The following is a 21,600-nucleotide window of genomic DNA, read 5'->3' as shown; positions in this document are numbered from 1 at the left end:
ATAAATCAATGACCGCAAACGATCGTGAAAGATTGACAGCCAGTCTACTTTTTTTGAAGCAGTTGTTGAAGTGTGGTCTCCTTGCCGCTTCGGATCACCATGCGTCTTAATGCTGCAGTTATCTCGCTTGGTTTTCCACTAAGCCATAGTTGCTGATCCGTCGTATATTGTTTCATCGAAGAACGCCCCTTTTTATCGTGTATTGATTGTTGGACAAGCACTAGTGGTATAATGTGTATGACTTGATGAACGGATCTATTCCTAACGAGTTAAATGATTGAAGGAGGAATTGGTGTGGCATTTACTGAACGCAATGGGCAGGATGAAGGCAAGGCTCGGTCACCCTATCAGCGATTCGAAGAGGTGACTGTTGAATCGACAAATATTTTTAAAGGAAAAGTAATCTCCCTGCAGGTCGACACCGTAACGCTTCCAGACGGTTCAACCGCAACAAGGGAAATTGTAAGGCATCCAGGAGCAGTTGCTGTGCTCGCGATCCATGACCGTAAGATGATCGTTGTTGATCAATATCGCAAGCCCTTGGGCCGCTCTCAAATTGAGATACCTGCAGGCAAGCTTGATCCAGACGAAGAGCCTGAGACAGCGGCAAGAAGAGAACTTGCGGAGGAGACGGGTTATAAGGCGGAACATTTAGTCCATCTGAGCTCTGTATATACCTCGCCTGGATTTGCAGATGAAATCATTCACATTTATGCAGCAGATCATTTGACGCCTGGAGAGATGCATACCGATGAAGATGAATTCCTAGAAGTATTGGAAATAACGCTTGAAGAGGCATTTGAGGCGATGCGTGATGGACGAATCTCAGATGCGAAGACGGTTAATGCTATCTATGCCTGGCAAATCTATGAACTGACAGGACAATGGCCAATATAAGGCAGGTGCGTCAGCATGAGTAATCATCCAACAACACATATAGAGCAGCAATCCCCATCGCTATATTATGGGGATTTTCACATTCATATTGGTGCTACATCAGAAGGTCGTCCAGTGAAGATGAGCGGCAGCCGCAGCTTGACATTCGAAAATATTGCGCATGAGGCAGCGGATAAGAAAGGTCTTCATCTTATTGGCATCATTGATTGTCACGCTCCAGGGGTACAAAAAGACATCGAGGATCTTCTTTTGGCAGGGGAAATGACAGAGCATCCAGATGGAGGCATTCGCTACAAAAATACAACCATCATGCTCGGTGCGGAGATCGAGGTGCGCGAGGGCTCAGGTTCGGCGCATGTTCTGTGCTACATGCCAAGCTTCTACGCGATGAAGCATTTTTCACAATGGATGTCCGCTCACATTCGCAACATGAGTTTGTCCACGCAGCGGATCTATGTCGATGCAAGAACACTGCAAGCGGAGACGATGTCTCATGGCGGCTTATTTATTCCCGCTCATATCTTTACACCCCATAAGAGTATTTTTGGGAGCTGTACGAAAGAGATGGCGTCGATTCTTGATCTCGATTCCGTGGATGGCGTTGAGCTTGGATTAAGTGCAGATACTTGCATGGCAGAACGGTTGTCTGAGCTTGATCGCTTTTCGTTTCTCACAAACTCCGATGCGCACTCCTTAAACAAAATTGCGCGAGAGTACAATGCTTTGGTACTTCATGACGCATCCTTCAAGGAATGGTCCATGGCGCTTAGAGACCAGCAAGGCTGCAGGATTGCCGCGAATTATGGCCTTAATCCGCAGCTTGGCAAGTATCATCGCACGACTTGTTTGAATGGCCATCTTCTAGCTCATGAAGAAGCTCAACAAGCAGCACTGAATCCGGCATGGGAACGAAGCTTTCGCTGCTTAGTATGTGGAAGCAAGCGTCTTGTTCGGGGAGTGCATGACCGCATAGAGGCAATTGCGGATCGAAGCGAGGATTTGGCGAAGGTGGCTAGTCAGCAAAGACCGCCTTATCATTATCAAATTCCGCTCGAATACATTCCTGGCATTGGCAGCAAGACGCTTGAGAAACTGCTTGCAGTCTTCCATACCGAGATGAATGTTCTTCATCAGGCTACGGTAGAACAATTAAGGGATGTGATTGGCTCCGAGCTTGCGGAGCGCCTCCATGCAGCAAGAAGCGGCGAAGTGAAGATTCAGAGCGGCGGCGGCGGCATCTACGGACGGATTGAACGAGGCTGATCATATGTACAAATGAATCGTACTATTCTTCCTTGGCATAGTTGGACATGCTCTCGCATAGGATGTGAACGAGCAATAGAATGTTCACTAGAGAGGGGAGAATGTTATGCCTTCTATGATGCCAAGCGTGCGTCAGCATCTTCACCTATATATTTTTGTGTCGATCATCTTTATAACAGGAGTGGTGTTTGGAGCACTCCTCGTGAATGCATTAACACTCGATCAGCAGGAGGACTTATCTCGGCAGCTGCAGCATGTATTCCAAAGCGCCGGAGAGAATACAACAAACGCCGCATTCTGGGAGGCATTGTGGCAATATTGGCGCTGGATCCTGATTATTGCTGTGTTTGGCATTTCAATTATTGGATTCCCGCTCATATTGGTAATGGACTTCGCCAAGGGAGTGTTTGTGGGCTTTACAGTCGGAACGCTTGTCGGACAATACTCCTGGAAAGGGATTGTTGTTGCAGCAGCTACGATTGCGCCTCAGAATATGATTGCGATTCCCCTGCTGCTCATCGCGAGTGTGGCCTCGCTTGCTTTTTCGCTGCACGTCATTAAGAATCGGCTTATGATTCCGAAGATGAAGTCGCTTCGCACGCCATTTTTGAACTACGCGGTAGTTCAGGTAAGCGCATGTATAGGACTTGTTGCAGCGGCTGCAATTGTGCATTGGGTAAGCCCTTTATTTATGACTTGGGTCGGTTCTACGATCATCCATGGTTAATCTGCATTTAACTTCTAGCAAATCATTTGACACTCCTTACTGTTCGCACCTATAATGGTAGAAGTGAGTCGAATTGTGGCTAGGCGGCAAGGGGGGAGACCAGACCATGGAAGCGCAGATTGATAAGATTAAGCAGCAGCTTCAATCCCAAGGATACAAGCTGACACCGCAGCGTGAAGCGACAGTACGAGTACTCTTAGAGAATGAAGAAGACCATCTTAGCGCAGAAGATGTGTTTATGCTCGTCAAGGAGAAAGCTCCTGAAATCGGTCTTGCCACCGTGTATCGAACATTGGAATTGTTAAGTGAACTGCACGTTGTTCATAAGCTTAACTTCGGAGACGGAGTAGCGAGATATGATTTGCGTGGTGACGATACGAAGCATCATCATCACCATTTGATTTGCGTTCAATGTGGAAGCATGCAAGAGATAATGGACGATTGGCTTGGACCTTTAGAGGAACGTTTGGAGAAGGAATACTCTTTTCACGTCATTGATCACCGACTGGACTTCCAAGGCATCTGCAAGAGCTGCCAGGAGAAGGATCAGAAGAAGGATACCGAGTCGTGACGCGGAACTCAATATAACGAACGAAGGAAGCCCTGGAGACATCTCTAGGGCTTTTTCGTGTTCTTTTTCAAGGAGTTAACTTTGCGATTTCCAGCTTGGGTTGCTTTGACTTGAGGTTCAACAAGCAGAGGGATCGAAGATTTATTTTTCTTAGGGATATGACGTTTTTTTCGATGTTTGCTCGCTTGAACGAAGGGTCGGAGGGGTAATGCGAGACTAGGGGTGTTAAAAGCATCTATTGGCTTGGAAGAAGCAGATGGCATCTTTTTATCTGCGCCTGTGTGCATGTCTTGAATGGCGCGTGCTGTGTTGAGCAGTCCAGCCCCTTGAGAATTGTTGCGATATCCTTTGAGACGCTGCGAGGAGCTGATCAGGATTTGTTGGATGTCGCTTGCGCTTAGGTTGGGCTTTAAGCTCAGCATTAATGCGATCGTACCTGTCACATGAGGAGCAGCCATGGATGTCCCCGATTCGGTCCCGAATCCGCCCCCACGCGAGGTCGAGAGAATGTCTACACCGGGTGCGGTAATGGTAATGCCTCTTCCTCTGCTGCTGAATGGGGCGATTCGTCCTTTTTGATTGGAGGCTGCTACGGCTATCACATCAGGATAGCTGGCAGGCTCGTCAATGATCCGGCTGTTCGGTCCGCTGTTTCCTGCGGAGGAGACGATGATGATGCCTTGCTGCTGTGCCTTGCGGATCGAGTTTCTTAAGGAGCGGCTCGGTGCATCAAGTCCAAGGCTCATGTTGATCATATGCATGCGCTCTCGAATGCACCATTCGATACCATCCAAAATATCGGATACATATCCATCGCCTTGATTGTCCAAGGATTTTACAGCGTATAGGGATATGTCAGGAGCAACACCAATCAGCATGCCCTGCTTGCCAAGAGCAGCCACGGTTCCCGCGATATGTGTGCCATGGCCATTATCGTCTTCAAACGACTCGCCATAGGCGATGGTGTTGACTCCGCCTTGAATCCATAAGTCAGGGTGAGGGGATATGCCTGTGTCAATAAATCCAACCTTGACGCCAGCTCCTCGTGTCTGCGGCCAGACAGCAGGAGCATGTATGGCGCGGATGCCCCATGGGATTCGGATGCTTTGCTGCCTCTTCTTTTTCGAGGATTGCACTTGATGCATCCGTTGATTCTTGCTGCCTATGGGATGAACATGAACTCTCACATCGGTCTCAATATGATGAATAGCTGGATGCTGGAGGAGAGAATCGTTCAAGAGCTGTGCATCGAGATGGCAGCATAGAAGATGAGCAGTATCTATGGTTTTGATTGGCTTGTAGCCCTGATCGTATAGCTGCTGGATGCACTCAAGATAACTGTCGTGATCTTTCATCACGATCATTTTGCGAATTTTGCGTTCCTCCGGAACACTCCGTATGGCTGCCGTTAAGAGCTGAGATACCTTTTTTGCCATGTCGTTCATCCTCCTGACGAATCGTTATTCAAGCAACGTGTCAAGATGAATTATAGTATGTAGCCGCCTATGAAACGGTGATGATGCGGAGTAAATCCTGCAGGTCCATTGAACGCCAAGGCTATGTCATGCAGTCCATTTAGAATGCCTGTGAAGCGCATAAAGCGATTGCGGGGTTCATATCGTGATAGAAGGACAAATAATGCTTGTCACCAAGCTAACCCAAAATACGGGGGGATTCTCTTGATTATCTCGGTACGCAAGTGGCTTGATCGGTTGAAGTTCATTGCTGTCTTTTTAATTTGCACCTATGCAGTGGTACAAATATTTAATACGGTGACAGACTGGATTGCTCCTGTTGACAAATATAGAATTCCGCACGGCAGAGCGGTGAAGGTGTTTCAATCGGACCCAGATCTTCAGTTGGAATCAGACTCCATCACTTCTAGAATTCGTTTGTTTTACTGGTTGGGGGAATGATGGTGCAATAAGGCTAGAGCATGATGTATGATAGAGAAAGTACAAGTAGTGGGGGGTTGCCAATGACAAAATGGGATAGGCTGTTTGAACCTTACCTACAATACTTAAAGGAAGAGCGTCAGCTGTCGGTACATACCCTTGATGCATATAGAAGAGACCTTACCGCCTTTATACAGTATGCAAAAAAAGAAGATTTGCAAGAACCAGCTCAGCTTGCCCCTCATCATGTTCAATATTATATTGGCACACTGCGGCAAGAAGGCAAGGCTGCGAGCACGGTACAACGCCATCGAGCTGCGCTTCATTCCTTTTTTCAATACATCGTGAAAGAAGGCGAACTGGCAGTTAATCCTGCCCTTGCGATTGAGCTTCCCAAGCCGTCAAAGAAAGAACCGATGCTGCTGTCTGTTGAACAGGTAGAGCAGCTCTTGGCAGAGCCTGACCCTGAATCGGTTCAAGGGATGCGGGACAGAGCCATGCTTGAGACGCTGTATGGAACGGGTGTGCGAATCTCAGAGCTGATTCAAATGAATATTGAAGATGTTCACCTGCAGCTAGGGTTTGTTCGATTGGAGCTGAACCGAAAAGAGCGGATTGTTCCGCTTGGACAAGAGGCTATAGAGGCGCTTCAGCTCTATTTGCAGCATGGAAGGCCGGAGTATGCTAGACATGCTGAAGTGGATAGTGAGTTAAGGGAGACGGCTTCTCATGGACAAGCATTGTTTCTTAATTCGAGAGGACAGCGCATAACAAGACAGGGCTTCTGGAAGTTGTTGAAAAAGCATGCTGAGGTGCTGTCGCTGCCTGCATCCTTGACGCCTCATACGTTAAGGCAATCGTTTGCCGCTCACATGCTTCAAAATGGAGCTGATGTACGTGCAGTTCAAGAGATGCTCGGTCATGCGGACCCTGCCACAACCCAGCGCTATGCCATATCTCCAAAAAAATTAAGCATGAAGGAAGTATATACTCAGGCTCACCCTCGTGCACGCAAGTCAACATGATGACTTTTAGCTGGAATGGAGACAAGCATTCGAAGACAGACTAACTTAGAAGATAAAAGAGGAGTGATTGGCGTTGACACAAAAATCCAATCAAAAATTTGACAAGATCACCGTTATCGTTATGGACAGTGTTGGCATCGGTGAATTGCCGGATGCAGAGCAGTTTGGCGATAAGGGGTCGCATACCCTTGGACATATTGTTGAACGGGTTCCTAATATCAAGCTTGAGCACCTTCAGCAGCTTGGACTAGGCAATATTGCGGATCTCGGTACTGTTCGCGGCGTAGATAAGCCCGCAGGAATGTTTGGCAAGATGGCAGAGATCTCAGCAGGCAAAGATACGATGACGGGGCATTGGGAATTGATGGGGCTGCATATTACAACACCATTCAACACGTTCCCTGACGGCTTTCCACCAGAACTTATTCAGCAATTTGAGGAAGCCACTGGGCGAAAAGTTCTAGCCAATAAGCCTGCTTCAGGCACAGAGATTCTGGTTGAATATGGCGAAGAACAGATGAAGACGGGGGCATGGATTGTTTATACGTCTGCAGACAGCGTATTCCAGATTGCGGCGCATGAAGACGTTATTGCGCTAGACGAGCTGTACCGCGCTTGTGAAATTGCTAGAAAATTGACCCTTGAAGAGCCTTATGCAGTCGGACGAGTTATTGCCAGACCTTATGTTGGACAGCCTGGCAGCTTCACCAGAACATCCAATCGCCATGATTATGCTGTGAAGCCGCCTGAACCAACCGTGTTGAATGCGCTTAAGGACCAAGGGAAGGATGTCATCTCTGTTGGCAAGATCAATGATATCTTCTCTGGCGAAGGCATTGCGGAGTCCTATCCTACGAAGAGCAATGCCCATGGGATTGAAGTCACCTTAGAACAGATGACGAAGCCATTTGAAGGCTTGTTGTTCACGAACCTTGTGGATTTCGATTCATTATATGGACATCGGCGCGACCCAGAAGGCTATGCGAAGGCGCTGGAGGAGTTCGATGCGGCTATTCCGGATTTCCTTGAGCGGACAGGGGAGAAGGATCTGCTTGTGATTACAGCAGATCATGGCAATGACCCTGTTCACCCGGGTACGGATCACACACGGGAGTATGTTCCAGTTCTGCTATACAGCCCATCTATCAAAGCTGGAAGCACCATTGGCGTACGCGCCACTTATGCGGATCTAGGCGCAACAATAGCAGATAATTTTGGTGCGCAGATGCCTAAGATCGGTACTAGCTTCTTATCTGAACTGTAAGCCTGACCGATGTTAGAATAGATTAACAAAGCGAATGTACCATAATACATGGGTAAATGGAGGATCATATCATGAGTCAAGCAAGGTTGTCATTTGAACACATTGAAGCAGCAGCTTCGTACATTAAAGGAAAAACAGAGGTTGCCCCAGAGGTGGGTCTTATTCTAGGCTCTGGCTTAGGCGTGCTAGCTGATCTCGTTGAGAATCCTACAACGATCGCATACAGCGACATTCCGCACTTTCCACAGTCCACAGTTGAAGGACATGCAGGGGAGCTGTTGATCGGCACAATTCAAGGCCGCGGCGTTGTGCTTATGAAGGGGCGCTTCCATATGTACGAAGGTTATGGCCCGGAGATGACAGCATTCCCCGTGCGAGTCATGAAGGCGATTGGCGTAAAGCAGCTGCTGGTAACGAATGCGGCAGGCGGCGTAAATACTTCCTTTGAAGCGGGAGACCTGATGTTGATCAGCGATCACTTGAACATGACAGGGACAAGCCCGCTTATCGGCGCCAATGACAATAAGCTTGGTCCACGCTTCCCAGACATGTCTCAGGCTTACAGCAAGAGGCTCCGCCAAGCAGCTCATGAGGTTGCTGCCAAGCATTCCTTTACATTCCGCGAGGGCGTATATGCCGGCTTGCTAGGTCCTAACTATGAGACGCCAGCGGAGATTCGAATGTTAAGAACGTTAGGAGCAGACGCTGTCGGCATGTCTACAGTGTCTGAGGTAATTGTAGCAAGTCATGCAGGTATGGAGGTTCTTGGCATATCCTGCATTAGCAACATGGCAGCAGGTATTTTGGATCAGCCATTGTCCCATGAGGAAGTGATGGAGACTGCTGACAAAGTAAGAGAGCAGTTCCTGAAGCTTGTTCTAGATATTATTCCGGCAATGGCTTAATGCTGCAAGTAAGTTGAACCCACATCAAGGAGGCTGACACATGCGAGCAGTTGACATCATTCATAAAAAGCGCGATGGAGAGGTTCTGTCCCAAGAAGAGATTGCGTTTATGATTCAAGGATACAGTGAAGGATCCGTTCCTGATTATCAGATTAGCGCTTTTGCTATGGCGATTTATTTTAAAGGCATGAATGCACAGGAAACAGCGCATCTCACGCTTGAAATGGCGAAGTCTGGCGATCAGATCGACCTTAGCCCCATTCACGGCATTAAGGTTGATAAGCACTCAACTGGCGGAGTGGGCGACAAAACGACCTTGGTGCTTGCGCCGATGGTAGCGGCAGCGGGCGTACCTGTTGCTAAAATGTCGGGAAGAGGGCTTGGGCATACAGGCGGAACGATCGACAAGCTGGAATCTATCGCAGGGTTTCAGGTGGAATTGAGCCGAGAAGCATTCTTCAAGCAAGTCAATGAGATTGGGGTTTCGCTTATTGGGCAGAGCGGCAATATTACCCCTGCCGACAAAAAGCTCTATGCGCTTCGTGATGTTACGGCAACAGTGGACTCTATCCCGTTGATTGCAAGCTCTGTCATGAGCAAGAAGATAGCAGCAGGAGCAGATGCAATCGTGCTTGATGTTAAGACGGGCAGCGGAGCATTTATGAAGACGCTGGATGATTCGATTCTTCTTGCACAAGCGATGGTGGATATCGGTACAGAAGTTGGCAGACAAACCGTAGCGATCATCTCGGATATGGATCAGCCGCTTGGACATTTGATCGGCAATGCGCTGGAGGTTGAAGAGGCAATCGATACGCTGCGAGGGCGCGGACCAAGCGATCTGCATGATCTCTGCATGACGCTCGGCTCGCATATGCTCGTTTTAGGCGAACAGGCAGGAACCATTGATGAAGCGAAAGCAAAGCTTGAGGCTCACATCCAAGATGGTTCTGCCTTCGAGCGCTTGAAGCAGCTCGTACAGGCTCAGCAAGGGGATGCAGATATGATCGAGCACCCTGAACGTCTGCCGCATGCGGCGAAGAAGATTGAGGTTAAGGCCGAGTCTTCAGGATATGTTGCTGCGATCGAAGCGGAAAGCATCGGGATTGCCGCCATGCTTCTTGGCGCAGGCCGTGAGACCAAGGAAAGCCAGATTGATCTTGCGGTAGGCATTGATCTGCGCAAAAAAGTAGCCGACCCAGTTCAAGCAGGCGACGTACTTGCGATTCTTCATGTGAATGATGAATCTAGAGCAAGCGAAGCATCCGCCCGGATTGTGAAGGCCTATCAGCTGTCTTCCTCAGCTGTAGAGCAGAAGCCGCTTGTCTATGCAATCGTCTCAAAGGATGGCGTTCAGCGCTTTGTGTAAATGATCATAGAGGAATGAATCCTCACTATCATATTTTATCTGTCTGGCAGCTTGCTGCAATCGGGTGTCTCAATACTGAGGCGCCCGATTTTTTTGTATGGGCAAATAATTAGGAGTAATCTTGCAATCATGTGATCATGCAGGAATATTTTGCATGCAATCGGACAAGAATGTGTAACAGACTCACGCCTTTTTTAGCGTGCTTATGCCAAATTAGTTGGTCAGCATCATGATGTATAGATGCTGCAACATGTGTTTAGGAGGGGACGATCTTGAATCGTTGGGTTTACTTTTGTACGGTTATGACGCTGACTGCTTCATTGCTATTGCCTGCCCAAGCGAAGGTATCGGCGCTTGATGTTCCACCGATGGAGGGTATTGGGCAAATCAACGGGGCAGACGAAACGCTGCCAGCCGCATCTTCAGAGGCAACAGTTCAGCTTGCTCAGAATTCTCGCTCTGCAGTACTGATGGATGCCGATTCCGGAACCATCATTTTCGAGAAGAATAGTCACGATAAGCTCCCGCCAGCAAGCATTACGAAGATTATGACCATGCTGCTTACGATGGATGCGATCCGTGATGGGAAGCTGAAAATGACAGACAAGGTCAGTACGAGCGAATATGCCGCTTCGATGGGCGGTTCGCAAATCTTTTTGGAGCCAGGAGAGGAAATGACGCTTGAAGAGATGCTGAAAGGCATCGCGATGGCCTCTGGGAATGATGCATCGGTTGCAGTGGCAGAGAAGATTGCAGGCTCAGAGCAAGCCTTTGTTCAGATGATGAATGATAAGGCAAAAGAGCTCGGCATGAACGATACGCATTTTGTGAATTGCAATGGCCTGCCTGCTGACAATCATTATACCTCTGCACACGATATAGCCTTGATGTCTCAGGCATTGCTCCAATACCCAGAGATTACGAAATTCACTGGGGCGTACGAGGATTATTTGCGACAGAATACGGACAAGAAATTCTGGCTTGTCAACACCAACAAGCTGGTCAGATTCTATACAGGCGCGGATGGGCTGAAGACGGGCTATACGTCTGAAGCGAAATACTGTTTGTCTGCGACGGCAAAACGGGATAATCTTCGAGTTATTGCTGTTGTGCTCGGCGAACCCAACACAAAGACACGCAATAATGAAGTATCGCAAATGTTTGACTATGCTTTTGCCCAATATGCAAGTGTTCCGTTGATCAAAAAGGGAGATCCCATTGGTGAAGTCAAGGTAGAAAAAGGAATGGACGCCAAGTTGAACATTCATGCAGAGCGTTCTTATCAAGTGCTGATCAAAAAAGGAGATGCCAAGGATCAGGTGCGCTACGAGCTTGTCGCGCCGCAGTCTATTAAGGCTCCTATTGAAAAGGGACAATCGCTTGGCAAGATCGTGGTCTATCAAGGCGATAAAGCGGTAAAGGAATATCCTGTCGAATCTGCGCAATCCGTTGCGAAAGCTGACTGGTGGACGATGTTCAAACGGACCTGCAGCAAGTTGTTTTTTGTCAAGGAATAGAACCTAGCTTCTAGTTTTGTCGGCAAGCAGGATATGGAAGTCTTCGCAACGAAATGGTATCGCAACATGGGAGGAGAGTGAAGGACATGAACTTACAGGTGGATCTTGAGCACCGCCGCAATGTATTAATTACCCGTTTGCGAGGGGAATTGGATCATCACACTGCTGAGCTTGTACGCATTCAACTGGATGATGCCATTCAACGAGGACAGGTAAGCCACTTGATCTTAAGTCTGAAGGAGTTAACGTTCATGGATAGCTCTGGCCTTGGTGTCATACTTGGACGCTACAAACTATTGAAGGCCAAGGGAGGAACCATGGCTGTATGCGAGCTTAATCCGGCAGTTCGCCGTTTATTTGAACTATCAGGTCTATTCAAGATCGTTAGTGTATATGAAAACGAGCGCAATGCGCTGAACGGTTTGGAGGTTGTGTCATGATGGATGAGATGAATCGAATGAACCTGAAGTTCTCGAGCCGATCGGAAAATGAGGCCTTTGCCCGCATTACAGTCGCAGCCTTTGTATCTCAAATGGACCCGACCTTGGAAGAGTTGACGGATCTCAAGACCGTGATCTCCGAAGCAGTAACCAACTGCATCATTCATGGCTATGAGAACCGGACAGACGGCATGGTGAGCATCAGTGCTGAGATTGAAGGAGATGAGGTTACCATCACCGTATCAGATGAAGGCAATGGCATAGAGGATATTGAGCTGGCAAGACAGCCGCTTTATACTTCAAAGCCTGACATGGAACGATCAGGCATGGGTTTTACGATTATGGAGAATTTTATGGACCAGTTCGAGGTTGTCAGCGAGCCTGGAGCAGGGACTAGCATTCGGATGAAAAAGCGCATCGAGTCCAAAAAAGCGCTGTACAATTAGGGGTTGAGCCAATGGATGTTGATATGAAGCAAACGTCAAACAGCTATCTGGACGACGCTGAGGTCAAGCGACTCATTGCCCTAAGTCAATCGGGAGACGGACTGGCTCGTGAACGGCTGGTGAACTGCAATATTCGACTTGTATGGTCCGTGGTTCAGCGTTTTATGAATCGCGGCTACGAGCCGGATGATTTGTTTCAAATCGGCTGTATTGGTCTATTGAAGTCGGTGGACAAGTTTGATTTGTCCTATGATGTCAAGTTCTCAACGTATGCGGTCCCAATGATTATTGGAGAAATCCAACGCTTTCTTCGCGACGACGGAACGATTAAGGTTAGCCGTTCTCTCAAGGAAATGGCTAATAAGGTGCGCAAGACAAAAGATGAGCTGTCAAAGCGCTACAATCGACTGCCAACCGTTAGCGAAGTAGCGGATGAGCTAGGGGTGTCGCCTGAGGATGTTGTTTTTGCTCAGGAGGCGAACAAGCCCCCGACCTCGATTCATGAAACCGTATTTGAAAATGATGGAGATCCGATTACACTCATGGACCAAATCTCGGATGACTCACAGGAGAAATGGTTTGATAAGCTGGCGCTAAACGAAGCCATTGAGGGCCTAAATGAGCGTGAACGATTGATCGTGTATCTTCGTTATTTCCGAGACCAGACGCAATCTGAGGTTGCGAGCCGGCTTGGCATATCTCAAGTCCAGGTATCTAGGCTGGAGAAGAAAATCCTGCAGTCCATCAAATCTCAAATTGCACAATAGCGTTCGAAAGCTGAGCTGTCTCAAAGGGAGTTATCAACCTTTGAATGCTCGGCTTTTTTCTTTTTTCAGCAAGCTTGTCATGAAGTTGTGCATTCTGTCCCATACTAACACCAGCGATAGTTACACATGATGCAAACGCGCTTTTGTTTGCTAAGTCAGATGTGAAGGTATGAGGAGGGATGATCTGTGGCAGAGAAAGGTTCAGGATCGGATGCAGGACAACACGGCCTATTAGAAGAGATTAAGGCTCACCTAATGGGGACAGATCATGAGGAAGATACAAAGAAGAAGGATCAGAAGGAGAGTGGAGATGAACAACAGGAAGGCTTAAAGGGGATGACCGATTTTTCCAGCAATGATATCCATACATCCGAGCGGCACGATCCGCAAAAGCAAGCTTCCAATGCTGCGGAAGAAGCAAGCGACGATTCATCGGGAGAACCGCATAACAAAGGACCAGTAGCTGCTTACGAGAGACGAGTGCAAAGCATGCGGGACCACGAGCGATCAGATGATCTGGTGCAGTCAATTGAGTATTGGCAGCATGATGATCTAATACCGCGTCATCTTCGAGAGGTTAAGCGCGTTCTTAAGGAAGTTGTCGGCCTTGGGGAGTCATTTGACGTGATTGTTCGTGAAATGACGTTTGGCGATCATAATGTCGGCATCTTCTATTTGAATGGATTCGCCAAAGATGAAGTGATGACGATGATCTTAGCGCGTCTATCGATGCTTGACAAGTCTCAGGTCAGCTCGAATGCGCTGAAGGCTTTTTTTGACTACTATATTCCGCATATTCAAGTGGAGAAGGTAACAAAGTTCAGTGAAGTCATTAACAAGGTGCTTGCTGGAGGCAGTGCGTTCTTTATTGAGCATGAGAAGACAGCGCTAGTCGCCGATGTCAAGACATTTCCAAGCCGCGGACCCGATGAGCCGAGCTTGGAGCGAGTCGTTCGCGGAGCGCGTGATGGCTTTACAGAGACCCTGTTGACGAACGTAACCCTTGTAAGAAGAAGACTTAGAGATCCCGGTCTCAAATATGAGATGATTCAAGTAGGCAGAAGGACGCGCACGGATGTGTGTATCGCATACATTGATGATGTAGCTGACAAACGGCTGGTGGAATCGGTTCGCAATAAGATTAAAAAAGTAAATTTATCAGGCATTCCGCTTGCAGATAAACAGCTGGAAGAAGCGATTATCAACAAGGGATGGAATCCTTATCCGCTAGTTCGGTACTCTGAGCGGCCGGATTCGGTGGCTGCGCATCTTATGGATGGCAGTGTCGTGCTGTTTGTCGATACTTCTCCATCTGTCATGATATTGCCAACAACCTTTTTTGACTTGTGCCAGCACGCGGAGGAGAATCGTCAAACTCCTTTTATCGGGACCTATTTACGCTGGGTGCGCTTTATCGGAATCTTTGCATCGCTGTTTTTGCTTCCATTGTGGCTGCTGCTTGTGATGCAGCCTGAGCTTAAGCCGGCATTTTTGCAAATTGTTGGCCCCCATGAGAGTGCGAAGCTGCCGATTATTTTGCAGTTTTTGCTGGCAGAGCTTGGAATTGATCTGCTTCGGATGGCTGCCGTTCACACCCCAACGCCGCTTGCTACGGCAATAGGCTTGGTAGCAGCGATCCTGCTGGGTGACATCGCAGTTCAGACAGGGGTATTCGTAAATGAGGTTATTCTTTATATGTCCGTTGCCGCAATAGGAATGTTTGCTACGCCAAGCTATGAGCTGTCTCTGGCAAACCGCATCGTAAGGCTCGCGCTGCTTATTGCTGTCGCTGCCTTTAAGGTGCCGGGCTTCGTCATTGGGACGACGCTGTTTATTGTAGGTCTTGCGATCCATCGATCCTACAATTCATCCTATCTCTGGCCATTCATTCCATTCAATGCGAAGGCGATGTTCAGCATCTTGTTCCGCATGCCGCTTTTGGACAATAAAAATCGACCGAGCTTCAATAAAACCAAGGATTCGACAAAGATGCGCCCAAATGAAACGGATTAATGCAAATGATCCGCACGAAAATCCATATTGCGCGTTCTCCATTTCTTGCTATAATTTGATGAAAGGAATGACTTGGGAATCGTAGGGGGAATGGGAGTGTATTTACACGGTACGAGTACGATTAATGAAAAAGGACATTTGACCATTGGTGGGTGTGACGTTACGGCTTTGAAGGCTGAGTTCGGCACGCCATTATATATTGTAGATGAAGCGCTTATTCGTGAACGTGCCCGTCAATATACGGATGCATTTAAGGCTTCGGGGTTGAATTTCCAAGTGGCTTATGCAAGCAAAGCATTTTGTGTGATGGCCATGTGCTGCATTGCAGAAGAGGAAGGCCTGTCTTTGGATGTTGTGTCTGACGGTGAATTGTACACCGCTCTGCAAGCAGGCTTCCCTGCTCATCGCATTCATTTCCACGGCAACAATAAAACGCCTGATGAGATAGCGATGGCCCTTGATGCGAACATTGGCTGCTTTGTCGTCGATAACTTCTTCGAGCTTCATATACTGAACGATATGGCCAAAGAACGCGGTGTCTCGGTGAAGATTCTGCTTCGTGTAACACCAGGGGTTGAAGCGCATACTCACGAGTACATTTCCACAGGTCAAACGGATTCGAAGTTTGGCTTTGATATTGGCAATGGCACTGCGCTTGAAGCCATCAAGCAGGCACAAGATGCAGAGGGGCTTGAACTGCTAGGGGTTCACTCCCATATTGGCTCACAGATTTTTGAAGTGGAAGGCTTCCAAATGGCTGTTGCTCGAGTAGCAGCGTTCGCCGCTGACGTGAAGCAGCAGTTTGGGATAGAATTTACGGTCGTGAATCTCGGCGGCGGCTTTGGCATTCGTTATATCGAAGGGGATACGCCGCTGCATGTCTCCGAATATGTTAAGGCCATTACGGATGCGGTGAAGACGAACTTCAGCGCCATCTATAATGCATTGCCAGAGATTTGGGTAGAGCCAGGCCGCAGTATCGTAGGAGATGCGGGCACGACGCTGTATTCTGTTGGGTCGATTAAGGATATTCCGGGCGTGCGCAAATATGTTGCAGTCGACGGTGGAATGACGGATAATCCTCGTCCTGCGCTGTATGAGTCGCAGTATGAAGCAGTACTCGCCAATCGTGCCGCAGAGGAGCCTGCTGAGGTTGTATCGATTGCAGGGAAGTGCTGTGAGAGCGGAGACATGCTGATCTGGGATGTAAACCTTCCACGAGTGAATCATGACGATTTGCTTGCGGTATCCTGTACGGGTGCCTACAATTACGCGATGGCGAGCAATTACAATCGTATACGCAAGCCGGCAGTCGTGTTTGTAAAGGATGGTCAATCGGATCTTGTGGTTAAGCGCGAATCCCATGACAATATCATCGGCAATGATGTGATTCCTGCTCGTCTTGCTAAGCAAGAAGTGCATCAATAAGCTGTCAGCCGTTACAAGCGGTTGTTGAAGCCTGCATTTAGCGCCTATGACGCTCCCCGATTGTATGGTGGAGATGCTCAGAGGCGCTTGTTGTATCTTCAGGAGCTGTAATGGTATACTAAACACATTGTTTTTTATTTCCGCTCATGAGAAAGGATGTTCATGAACATGAAAAAAGCGAAGATTGAATTAGAAAAAGGCGGCCTTGTGGTCATTGAATTGTTTGAAAAGGAAGCTCCAGGGACAGTAGCAAACTTTGAAAAGCTTGCAAATGAAGGCTTCTATAACGGACTTAACTTCCATCGTGTTATTCCAGGATTCGTTGCCCAAGGCGGCTGTCCTAGCGGCACAGGTACTGGCGGACCAGGTTACACGATCAAGTGCGAGACAGCAGGCAACCCGCACAAGCATGTCAAAGGCGCATTGTCGATGGCGCATGCAGGCAAAGATACAGGCGGCAGCCAGTTCTTCATCTGCTTCGATGCATTCCCGCATCTCGATGGTGTCCATACTGTGTTTGGACAAGTAATCGAAGGCGTTGAGCATGTTGATGCCATCAAGCAAGGCGACAAGATGAAGGAAGTTACAGTCGTCGAAGAATAGTAGAATATATTCTTTCTTTTGGGAACGGCCCTTTTATGTGATTTTGGATAAAAGGGCTTTTTCTGTTTGTTCGGTAAAGACGATACAGCAAAACAACTATGTACGATCATGAGTTCACAACTCTACAATCAGAATGATCTTGTGAAAAAAGGATCAAGCACTTGAATTTGCATCATGACAATGATAAACTAAGTGAAAATCTTCATGTATGCTTCGATAATCCGATAGCATGCAGGAGATCAGACAAACCTTCAGGGCAGGGTGCAATTCCCGACCGGCGGTATTAAGCAAACACTTGTTTGTTTTCAGCCCGTGACCCGTTGTGAAGCTGAGCTTTGCACGGTGGACTTGGTGAGAATCCGAGGCCGACAGTATAGTCTGGATGGGAGAAGGGAGTCAGGACAAGAGGTATGTTCTATTTTTATGTTTGTACACTTGTTTGTTCATTTGTTCACAGACGTAAAAGTGGTCGTACGCTTAAGGTGTTCATTTTTTCACATGAAGCAAACAAGAGATTTTTGTTATTTCTCTGTGCATTTTTTCACGTGAACAAGATGAATGGTGCAGTCATGTCTATATCAAGTTGGTCTTGTGTGCTCATCGCCTTAGATTGCTTGATATGGTTCGCGCAGTCATTATGCCTGCGTATGTTGGCCAGCATCACATTGCTTATTTGTCCTGAATCAATTTCGAACATACTGCCCTTCGGAAACCTCTCCGAAGGGCCTTTTTATTTGTTGGCGAATGAATGGAACGCAAGTGGTGAATCATCGTGAAGAGAGGTGATCGATATGCTGCCGATAATGGATGATACATTCTATATGAAGCTTGCCATTGACTTAGCGGAACGAGTGATTGGTCAAACAAGCATTAATCCCGCTGTAGGGTGCGTCATTGTGAAGGATGGACGTGTGGTTGGTCTTGGTGCGCACTTGAAACGTGGGGAAGGCCATGCTGAAGTGCATGCCCTTCGAATGGCTCAAGCTGAGGCTGCTGGCTCTACTGCATATGTGACCTTAGAACCTTGCAGTCATTATGGCAAGACTCCGCCCTGCAGCCTTCGCTTAATTGAAGCTGGGGTGAAGCGGGTTGTCATTGCTTGCACAGATCCAAACCCTGTCGTAGCAGGCAATGGCGTTCGAATCCTAGAAGAGCATGGGATTGAAGTTAAACAAGGTGTTCTGCAAGAAGAAGCATTCCATTTGATTGAGATGTTCGCCAAGTACATGACGACCAAACTCCCTTATGTCACCCAGAAGACAGCTCAGACCTTGGATGGCCGCATTGCAACGCATACAGGGCACAGCCAATGGATCACGAATGAACTAGCCAGAGAATGCGTCCATACGATGCGCCATCGTCATCAAGCCATTATGGTTGGCATCGGAACGATTGAAGCGGACAATCCATCGCTTACGACACGCTTGAGCGTACCCGCACTCCATCCCGTTCGTATCATTGTTGATTCTAAGCTTCGCATCTCTTTGGAGGCGAAAGTCATTCAAGACAAGATTGCACCAACCTGGATCTTGACTACGTCTCAAGCAAGCAAAGCAAAGATAAGCGAGCTTGAGAAGCGGGGTGTCAGTGTTATCGTTGTCAATGATGGACCCTTGGTGGACATGAGAGAAGCCCTGAAGGAAATTGGCAAGAGAGAGATCGGGTCCATACTGCTAGAAGGCGGGGGAACGCTCAATGGAGCGATGCTGCAGTCTGGATTGATTGACAGCATCGTGCTCATGATTGCACCTAAGATTGTAGGGCATAAGGAAGCTCCCGGCAGCTTCATGTTTGATGGACCGGAGAAGATGAGCGATGCTCTTGAATTGGAACAAGTAAGGGTGGAGTCGATTGGTGATAATGTAATTATCAGTGGTGTGCCGCTCTATCCAAGCCAAGAGAAAGGAGGGCTTTGAACGTGTTTACGGGATTAGTTGAAGAAGTGGGGACCCTTCAAGCGGTTAACAAGCGAGGAGAAGCGATGGTGCTTCGAATTCGAGCATTGAAGGTGATGAAGGATGTCCAGATTGGGGACAGCATTGCTGTGAACGGGGTTTGCTTGACAGCTACGGCTTTGGAAGGTCAATCCTTTCTTGCAGATGTTATGCCGCAAACGTTTCGCCATACGACGCTTAAAGATCTTGCGCCTGGGGACCCAGTCAATCTAGAGCGAGCGATGCTTGCCAACGGACGCTTTGGTGGTCATATCGTTCAAGGCCATGTGGACGGGGTTGCAATCATTACAAATCGAACTCCTGATGCGAACGCGATCCGATTTGAATTTCGCCCTGTCGATGGTACCATTGAAGCGAAATATTTGATCCCGCGAGGGTCCATTACGATCGACGGCATTAGTCTAACGTTAACGCGTGCGGACGAGGATGGGTTTGCGGTTTCCATTATTCCGCACACCTTACAGGAAACGGCGCTTGCACATAAGCATCCAGGAGATAGCGTGAATATCGAGTGCGATGTGCTTGGAAAGTATGTCGAGCATTTGCTGCGTTACGGAAAAGGAGAGTCCAATCAAGCACAGCCTCGTTCCTCAATAAGCAAATCGTTTCTTGAAGAGAATGGTTTCTTATAATCAGCATGGCCTCACAGCGCTGGAAGCTGAAGCTTTATTGTGAATAGGCATACAACAGGATAGTCGAGAAGGGAGAAACAAATCATGCAGGAGCCTATTGTTTTTGATGCGATCGAAGATGCACTTATGGATCTTAAAGAAGGCAAGATTGTGATTGTCGTCGATGACGAAGACCGTGAGAACGAAGGCGATTTTATCGCATTAGCCGATTACGCAACGCCTGAAGTTATTAACTTTATGATCACCGAAGGCAGAGGACTAGTCTGTGTGCCGATTACACCAGATCGGGCAGAGTCGTTGGATCTGCCTCCCATGGTAGCACGCAATACGGACAATCATGGAACTGCGTTTACGGTGTCCATTGATCATGTGGACACGGACACGGGGATATCCGCTTATGAGCGCTCCTTAACGATTAAAGCTATGATTGACCCGAAGACGCAGCCTGAGCACTTTAGACGCCCAGGACATATATTCCCGCTCATTGCGAAAAAAGGAGGCGTGCTAAGACGCGCCGGCCACACTGAGGCTGCTGTTGATCTCGCTCAATTGTGCGGGGCTAGTCCTGCTGGGGTGATCTGTGAAATTATTAAAGAAGACGGCACGATGGCTCGATTGCCCGACCTCGTGGAGTTTAAGAAGCAGCATGATATGAAATTAATCTGCATTCGCGATCTTATCCGATATCGCAATGAGAAGGAAAGCCTCGTTAATCGCGAGATTGAAGTGAATCTACCGACAGACTTCGGCACATTTCGTATCGCGGCCTATACGAACGACGTCGATCATAAAGAACATGTTGCTATGATCAAAGGCGAGATTGACAGTGCCAAGCCAATCCTTGTGCGCGTTCATTCTGAATGCCTGACCGGAGACGTGTTCCATTCCCATCGCTGCGATTGCGGACCTCAATTAGAGGCGGCTCTCACGATGATTGAGAACGAAGGCAATGGCGTGCTGCTGTATATGCGCCAAGAAGGACGAGGCATTGGGTTGATTAACAAGCTGAAGGCATATGAGCTCCAAGAGCAGGGCTATGATACCGTTGAAGCAAATCTTAAGCTTGGCTTCCCTGCGGATCTCAGAGAATATGGAATCGGTGCGCAGATCCTGAAGGATCTCGGAGTGCGCCACATTCGGTTGATGACGAACAATCCGCGCAAGATTAAGGGCCTAGAAGGCTATGGGCTTGAGGTCGTGGAACGAGTTCCGATTCAAATGCCAGAGAACAAGGATAATGCTCGCTATCTTCACACGAAGCAGGAGAAGCTTGGACATCTTTTGAAGTTCGACGATATCGAACAAAATGAACAGTAAGTGTTACCGCTTGTGATCTCGTTTAACGAACAAGCGCTAAATCATTGAAGTACAACCATTTTATATATATTTGGAGGATGATGGATCATGCCACACGTATTTGAAGGACATCTAGTATCGAATGGATTAAAATATGGTATCGTAGCCGGACGCTTTAACGAGTTTATCGTATCGAAGCTTGTATCGGGAGCTCTTGATGCACTGAAGCGCCATGGCGTACAGGATAACGAGATTGATATCGCTTGGGTGCCGGGTGCATTTGAAATTCCTTTGATCGCACAAAAAATGGCAGAGAGCGGCAAGTATGACGCTGTCATTACACTAGGAGCAGTTATTCGCGGGGCAACACCTCACTTTGATTATGTATGCAGCGAGGTTGCAAAAGGCGTTGCGCAAGTGGGCATGAAGACGGGTGTTCCTACCATCTTCGGCGTCCTGACGACTGATTCCATCGAGCAATCGATTGAGCGTGCAGGAACGAAGGCAGGCAACAAAGGCTGGGAAGCAGCTTCTACCGCAATTGAAATGGCGAACTTGACTAATCAGTTAAAATAGTGCTTATTTAA

Annotated in this window: 22 protein-coding genes and 1 riboswitch; of the genes, 20 read left to right on the top strand and 2 right to left on the bottom strand. The window is 47.9% G+C overall.

All coding sequences use genetic code 11. The annotated features are described in order from the left end of the window. Positions 1 to 44: 44 nt before the first annotated feature. Positions 45 to 176, bottom strand: coding sequence for a hypothetical protein (locus tag B9Y93_RS25035; protein ID WP_258960861.1), 132 nt, complete (start codon positions 174 to 176; stop codon positions 45 to 47). A gap of 118 nt (positions 177 to 294) precedes the next feature. Here B9Y93_RS25035 and B9Y93_RS07890 point away from each other — a divergent pair, with 118 nt between their 5' ends. From B9Y93_RS07890 to fur, 4 genes are all read left to right on the top strand, one after another. Then, positions 295 to 897, top strand: a complete 603-nt coding sequence (locus tag B9Y93_RS07890; RefSeq protein WP_280522881.1) for an NUDIX hydrolase — start codon at positions 295 to 297, stop codon at positions 895 to 897. A 15-nt stretch (positions 898 to 912) separates the two neighbouring features. Continuing rightward, positions 913 to 2,160 carry an endonuclease Q family protein gene (locus B9Y93_RS07885; protein ID WP_085493738.1) on the top strand — a complete coding sequence of 416 codons (1,248 nt, stop codon included), beginning with the start codon at positions 913 to 915 and terminating at the stop codon, positions 2,158 to 2,160. 106 nt (positions 2,161 to 2,266) lie between these two features. Further along, entirely contained in the window at positions 2,267 to 2,887 is a 621-nt protein-coding gene (gene spoIIM, locus B9Y93_RS07880) for a stage II sporulation protein M (protein WP_085493737.1), read from the top strand. A 106-nt stretch (positions 2,888 to 2,993) separates the two neighbouring features. Further along, positions 2,994 to 3,458: a ferric iron uptake transcriptional regulator gene (fur, locus tag B9Y93_RS07875; protein ID WP_085493736.1), complete on the top strand. Its 465-nt coding sequence runs from the start codon at positions 2,994 to 2,996 to the stop codon at positions 3,456 to 3,458. A 44-nt stretch (positions 3,459 to 3,502) separates the two neighbouring features. On the opposite strand, the gene B9Y93_RS07870 is transcribed toward fur, so the two are convergent. After that, the gene (locus tag B9Y93_RS07870) at positions 3,503 to 4,894 is read right to left on the bottom strand and encodes a S8 family peptidase (RefSeq protein WP_085493735.1); all 1,392 of its coding nucleotides are present in this window, start codon (positions 4,892 to 4,894) and stop codon (positions 3,503 to 3,505) included. 243 nt (positions 4,895 to 5,137) lie between these two features. On the opposite strand from B9Y93_RS07870, the gene B9Y93_RS07865 reads away from it, so the two are divergent. From B9Y93_RS07865 to ribH, 16 genes are all read left to right on the top strand, one after another. Then, complete coding sequence (locus B9Y93_RS07865) at positions 5,138 to 5,374, top strand: DUF4227 family protein (RefSeq protein ID WP_085493734.1); 237 nt, start codon at positions 5,138 to 5,140, stop codon at positions 5,372 to 5,374. A gap of 62 nt (positions 5,375 to 5,436) precedes the next feature. After that, positions 5,437 to 6,378, top strand: a complete 942-nt coding sequence (locus B9Y93_RS07860; protein WP_085493733.1) for a tyrosine recombinase — start codon at positions 5,437 to 5,439, stop codon at positions 6,376 to 6,378. Between the two features lie 73 nt (positions 6,379 to 6,451). Beyond that, entirely contained in the window at positions 6,452 to 7,642 is a 1,191-nt protein-coding gene (locus B9Y93_RS07855; RefSeq protein WP_258960862.1) for a phosphopentomutase, read from the top strand. 71 nt (positions 7,643 to 7,713) lie between these two features. Continuing rightward, positions 7,714 to 8,547, top strand: coding sequence for a purine-nucleoside phosphorylase (locus B9Y93_RS07850; RefSeq protein WP_085493732.1), 834 nt, complete (start codon positions 7,714 to 7,716; stop codon positions 8,545 to 8,547). Between the two features lie 40 nt (positions 8,548 to 8,587). Beyond that, positions 8,588 to 9,916: a pyrimidine-nucleoside phosphorylase gene (locus B9Y93_RS07845; RefSeq protein ID WP_085493731.1), complete on the top strand. Its 1,329-nt coding sequence runs from the start codon at positions 8,588 to 8,590 to the stop codon at positions 9,914 to 9,916. Positions 9,917 to 10,284: 368 nt separating this feature from the next. Further along, the gene (locus tag B9Y93_RS07840) at positions 10,285 to 11,433 is read left to right on the top strand and encodes a D-alanyl-D-alanine carboxypeptidase family protein (RefSeq protein WP_170936546.1); all 1,149 of its coding nucleotides are present in this window, start codon (positions 10,285 to 10,287) and stop codon (positions 11,431 to 11,433) included. An 86-nt stretch (positions 11,434 to 11,519) separates the two neighbouring features. Further along, entirely contained in the window at positions 11,520 to 11,873 is a 354-nt protein-coding gene (gene spoIIAA, locus B9Y93_RS07835) for an anti-sigma F factor antagonist (RefSeq protein WP_085493730.1), read from the top strand. Next, positions 11,873 to 12,319: an anti-sigma F factor gene (spoIIAB, locus tag B9Y93_RS07830; RefSeq protein WP_097675987.1), complete on the top strand. Its 447-nt coding sequence runs from the start codon at positions 11,873 to 11,875 to the stop codon at positions 12,317 to 12,319. Before spoIIAA ends, spoIIAB begins: the two co-directional genes overlap by 1 nt. An 11-nt stretch (positions 12,320 to 12,330) precedes the next feature. After that, positions 12,331 to 13,086 (top strand): RNA polymerase sporulation sigma factor SigF, encoded by a 756-nt coding sequence (sigF, locus tag B9Y93_RS07825; RefSeq protein WP_085493728.1) that lies wholly within the window; start codon positions 12,331 to 12,333, stop codon positions 13,084 to 13,086. 336 nt (positions 13,087 to 13,422) lie between these two features. After that, a complete protein-coding gene (locus B9Y93_RS07820) occupies positions 13,423 to 15,099 on the top strand; it encodes a spore germination protein (protein ID WP_085494020.1) in 1,677 nt (558 codons plus the stop codon). A gap of 96 nt (positions 15,100 to 15,195) precedes the next feature. Then, the gene (lysA, locus tag B9Y93_RS07815) at positions 15,196 to 16,527 is read left to right on the top strand and encodes a diaminopimelate decarboxylase (RefSeq protein WP_085493727.1); all 1,332 of its coding nucleotides are present in this window, start codon (positions 15,196 to 15,198) and stop codon (positions 16,525 to 16,527) included. A gap of 168 nt (positions 16,528 to 16,695) precedes the next feature. Continuing rightward, the gene (locus B9Y93_RS07810) at positions 16,696 to 17,130 is read left to right on the top strand and encodes a peptidylprolyl isomerase (protein WP_085493726.1); all 435 of its coding nucleotides are present in this window, start codon (positions 16,696 to 16,698) and stop codon (positions 17,128 to 17,130) included. Positions 17,131 to 17,373: 243 nt separating this feature from the next. Then, positions 17,374 to 17,528: riboswitch (FMN riboswitch) on the top strand. A gap of 393 nt (positions 17,529 to 17,921) precedes the next feature. Next, positions 17,922 to 19,046: a bifunctional diaminohydroxyphosphoribosylaminopyrimidine deaminase/5-amino-6-(5-phosphoribosylamino)uracil reductase RibD gene (ribD, locus tag B9Y93_RS07805; RefSeq protein ID WP_085493725.1), complete on the top strand. Its 1,125-nt coding sequence runs from the start codon at positions 17,922 to 17,924 to the stop codon at positions 19,044 to 19,046. A gap of 2 nt (positions 19,047 to 19,048) precedes the next feature. Then, positions 19,049 to 19,717: a riboflavin synthase gene (gene ribE / locus B9Y93_RS07800; RefSeq protein WP_085493724.1), complete on the top strand. Its 669-nt coding sequence runs from the start codon at positions 19,049 to 19,051 to the stop codon at positions 19,715 to 19,717. A gap of 84 nt (positions 19,718 to 19,801) precedes the next feature. Next, positions 19,802 to 21,034, top strand: a complete 1,233-nt coding sequence (locus B9Y93_RS07795; protein ID WP_085493723.1) for a bifunctional 3,4-dihydroxy-2-butanone-4-phosphate synthase/GTP cyclohydrolase II — start codon at positions 19,802 to 19,804, stop codon at positions 21,032 to 21,034. 87 nt (positions 21,035 to 21,121) lie between these two features. Beyond that, positions 21,122 to 21,589: a 6,7-dimethyl-8-ribityllumazine synthase gene (gene ribH, locus B9Y93_RS07790; protein WP_085493722.1), complete on the top strand. Its 468-nt coding sequence runs from the start codon at positions 21,122 to 21,124 to the stop codon at positions 21,587 to 21,589. Positions 21,590 to 21,600: the final 11 nt, after the last annotated feature.

Source organism: Paenibacillus aquistagni, assembly GCF_900177815.1.
GTDB lineage: Bacteria > Bacillota > Bacilli > Paenibacillales > Paenibacillaceae > Paenibacillus_B > Paenibacillus_B aquistagni.
Note: the sequence above shows the minus strand (reverse complement) of the source record. Positions and strands in the feature narration are given on the sequence as shown.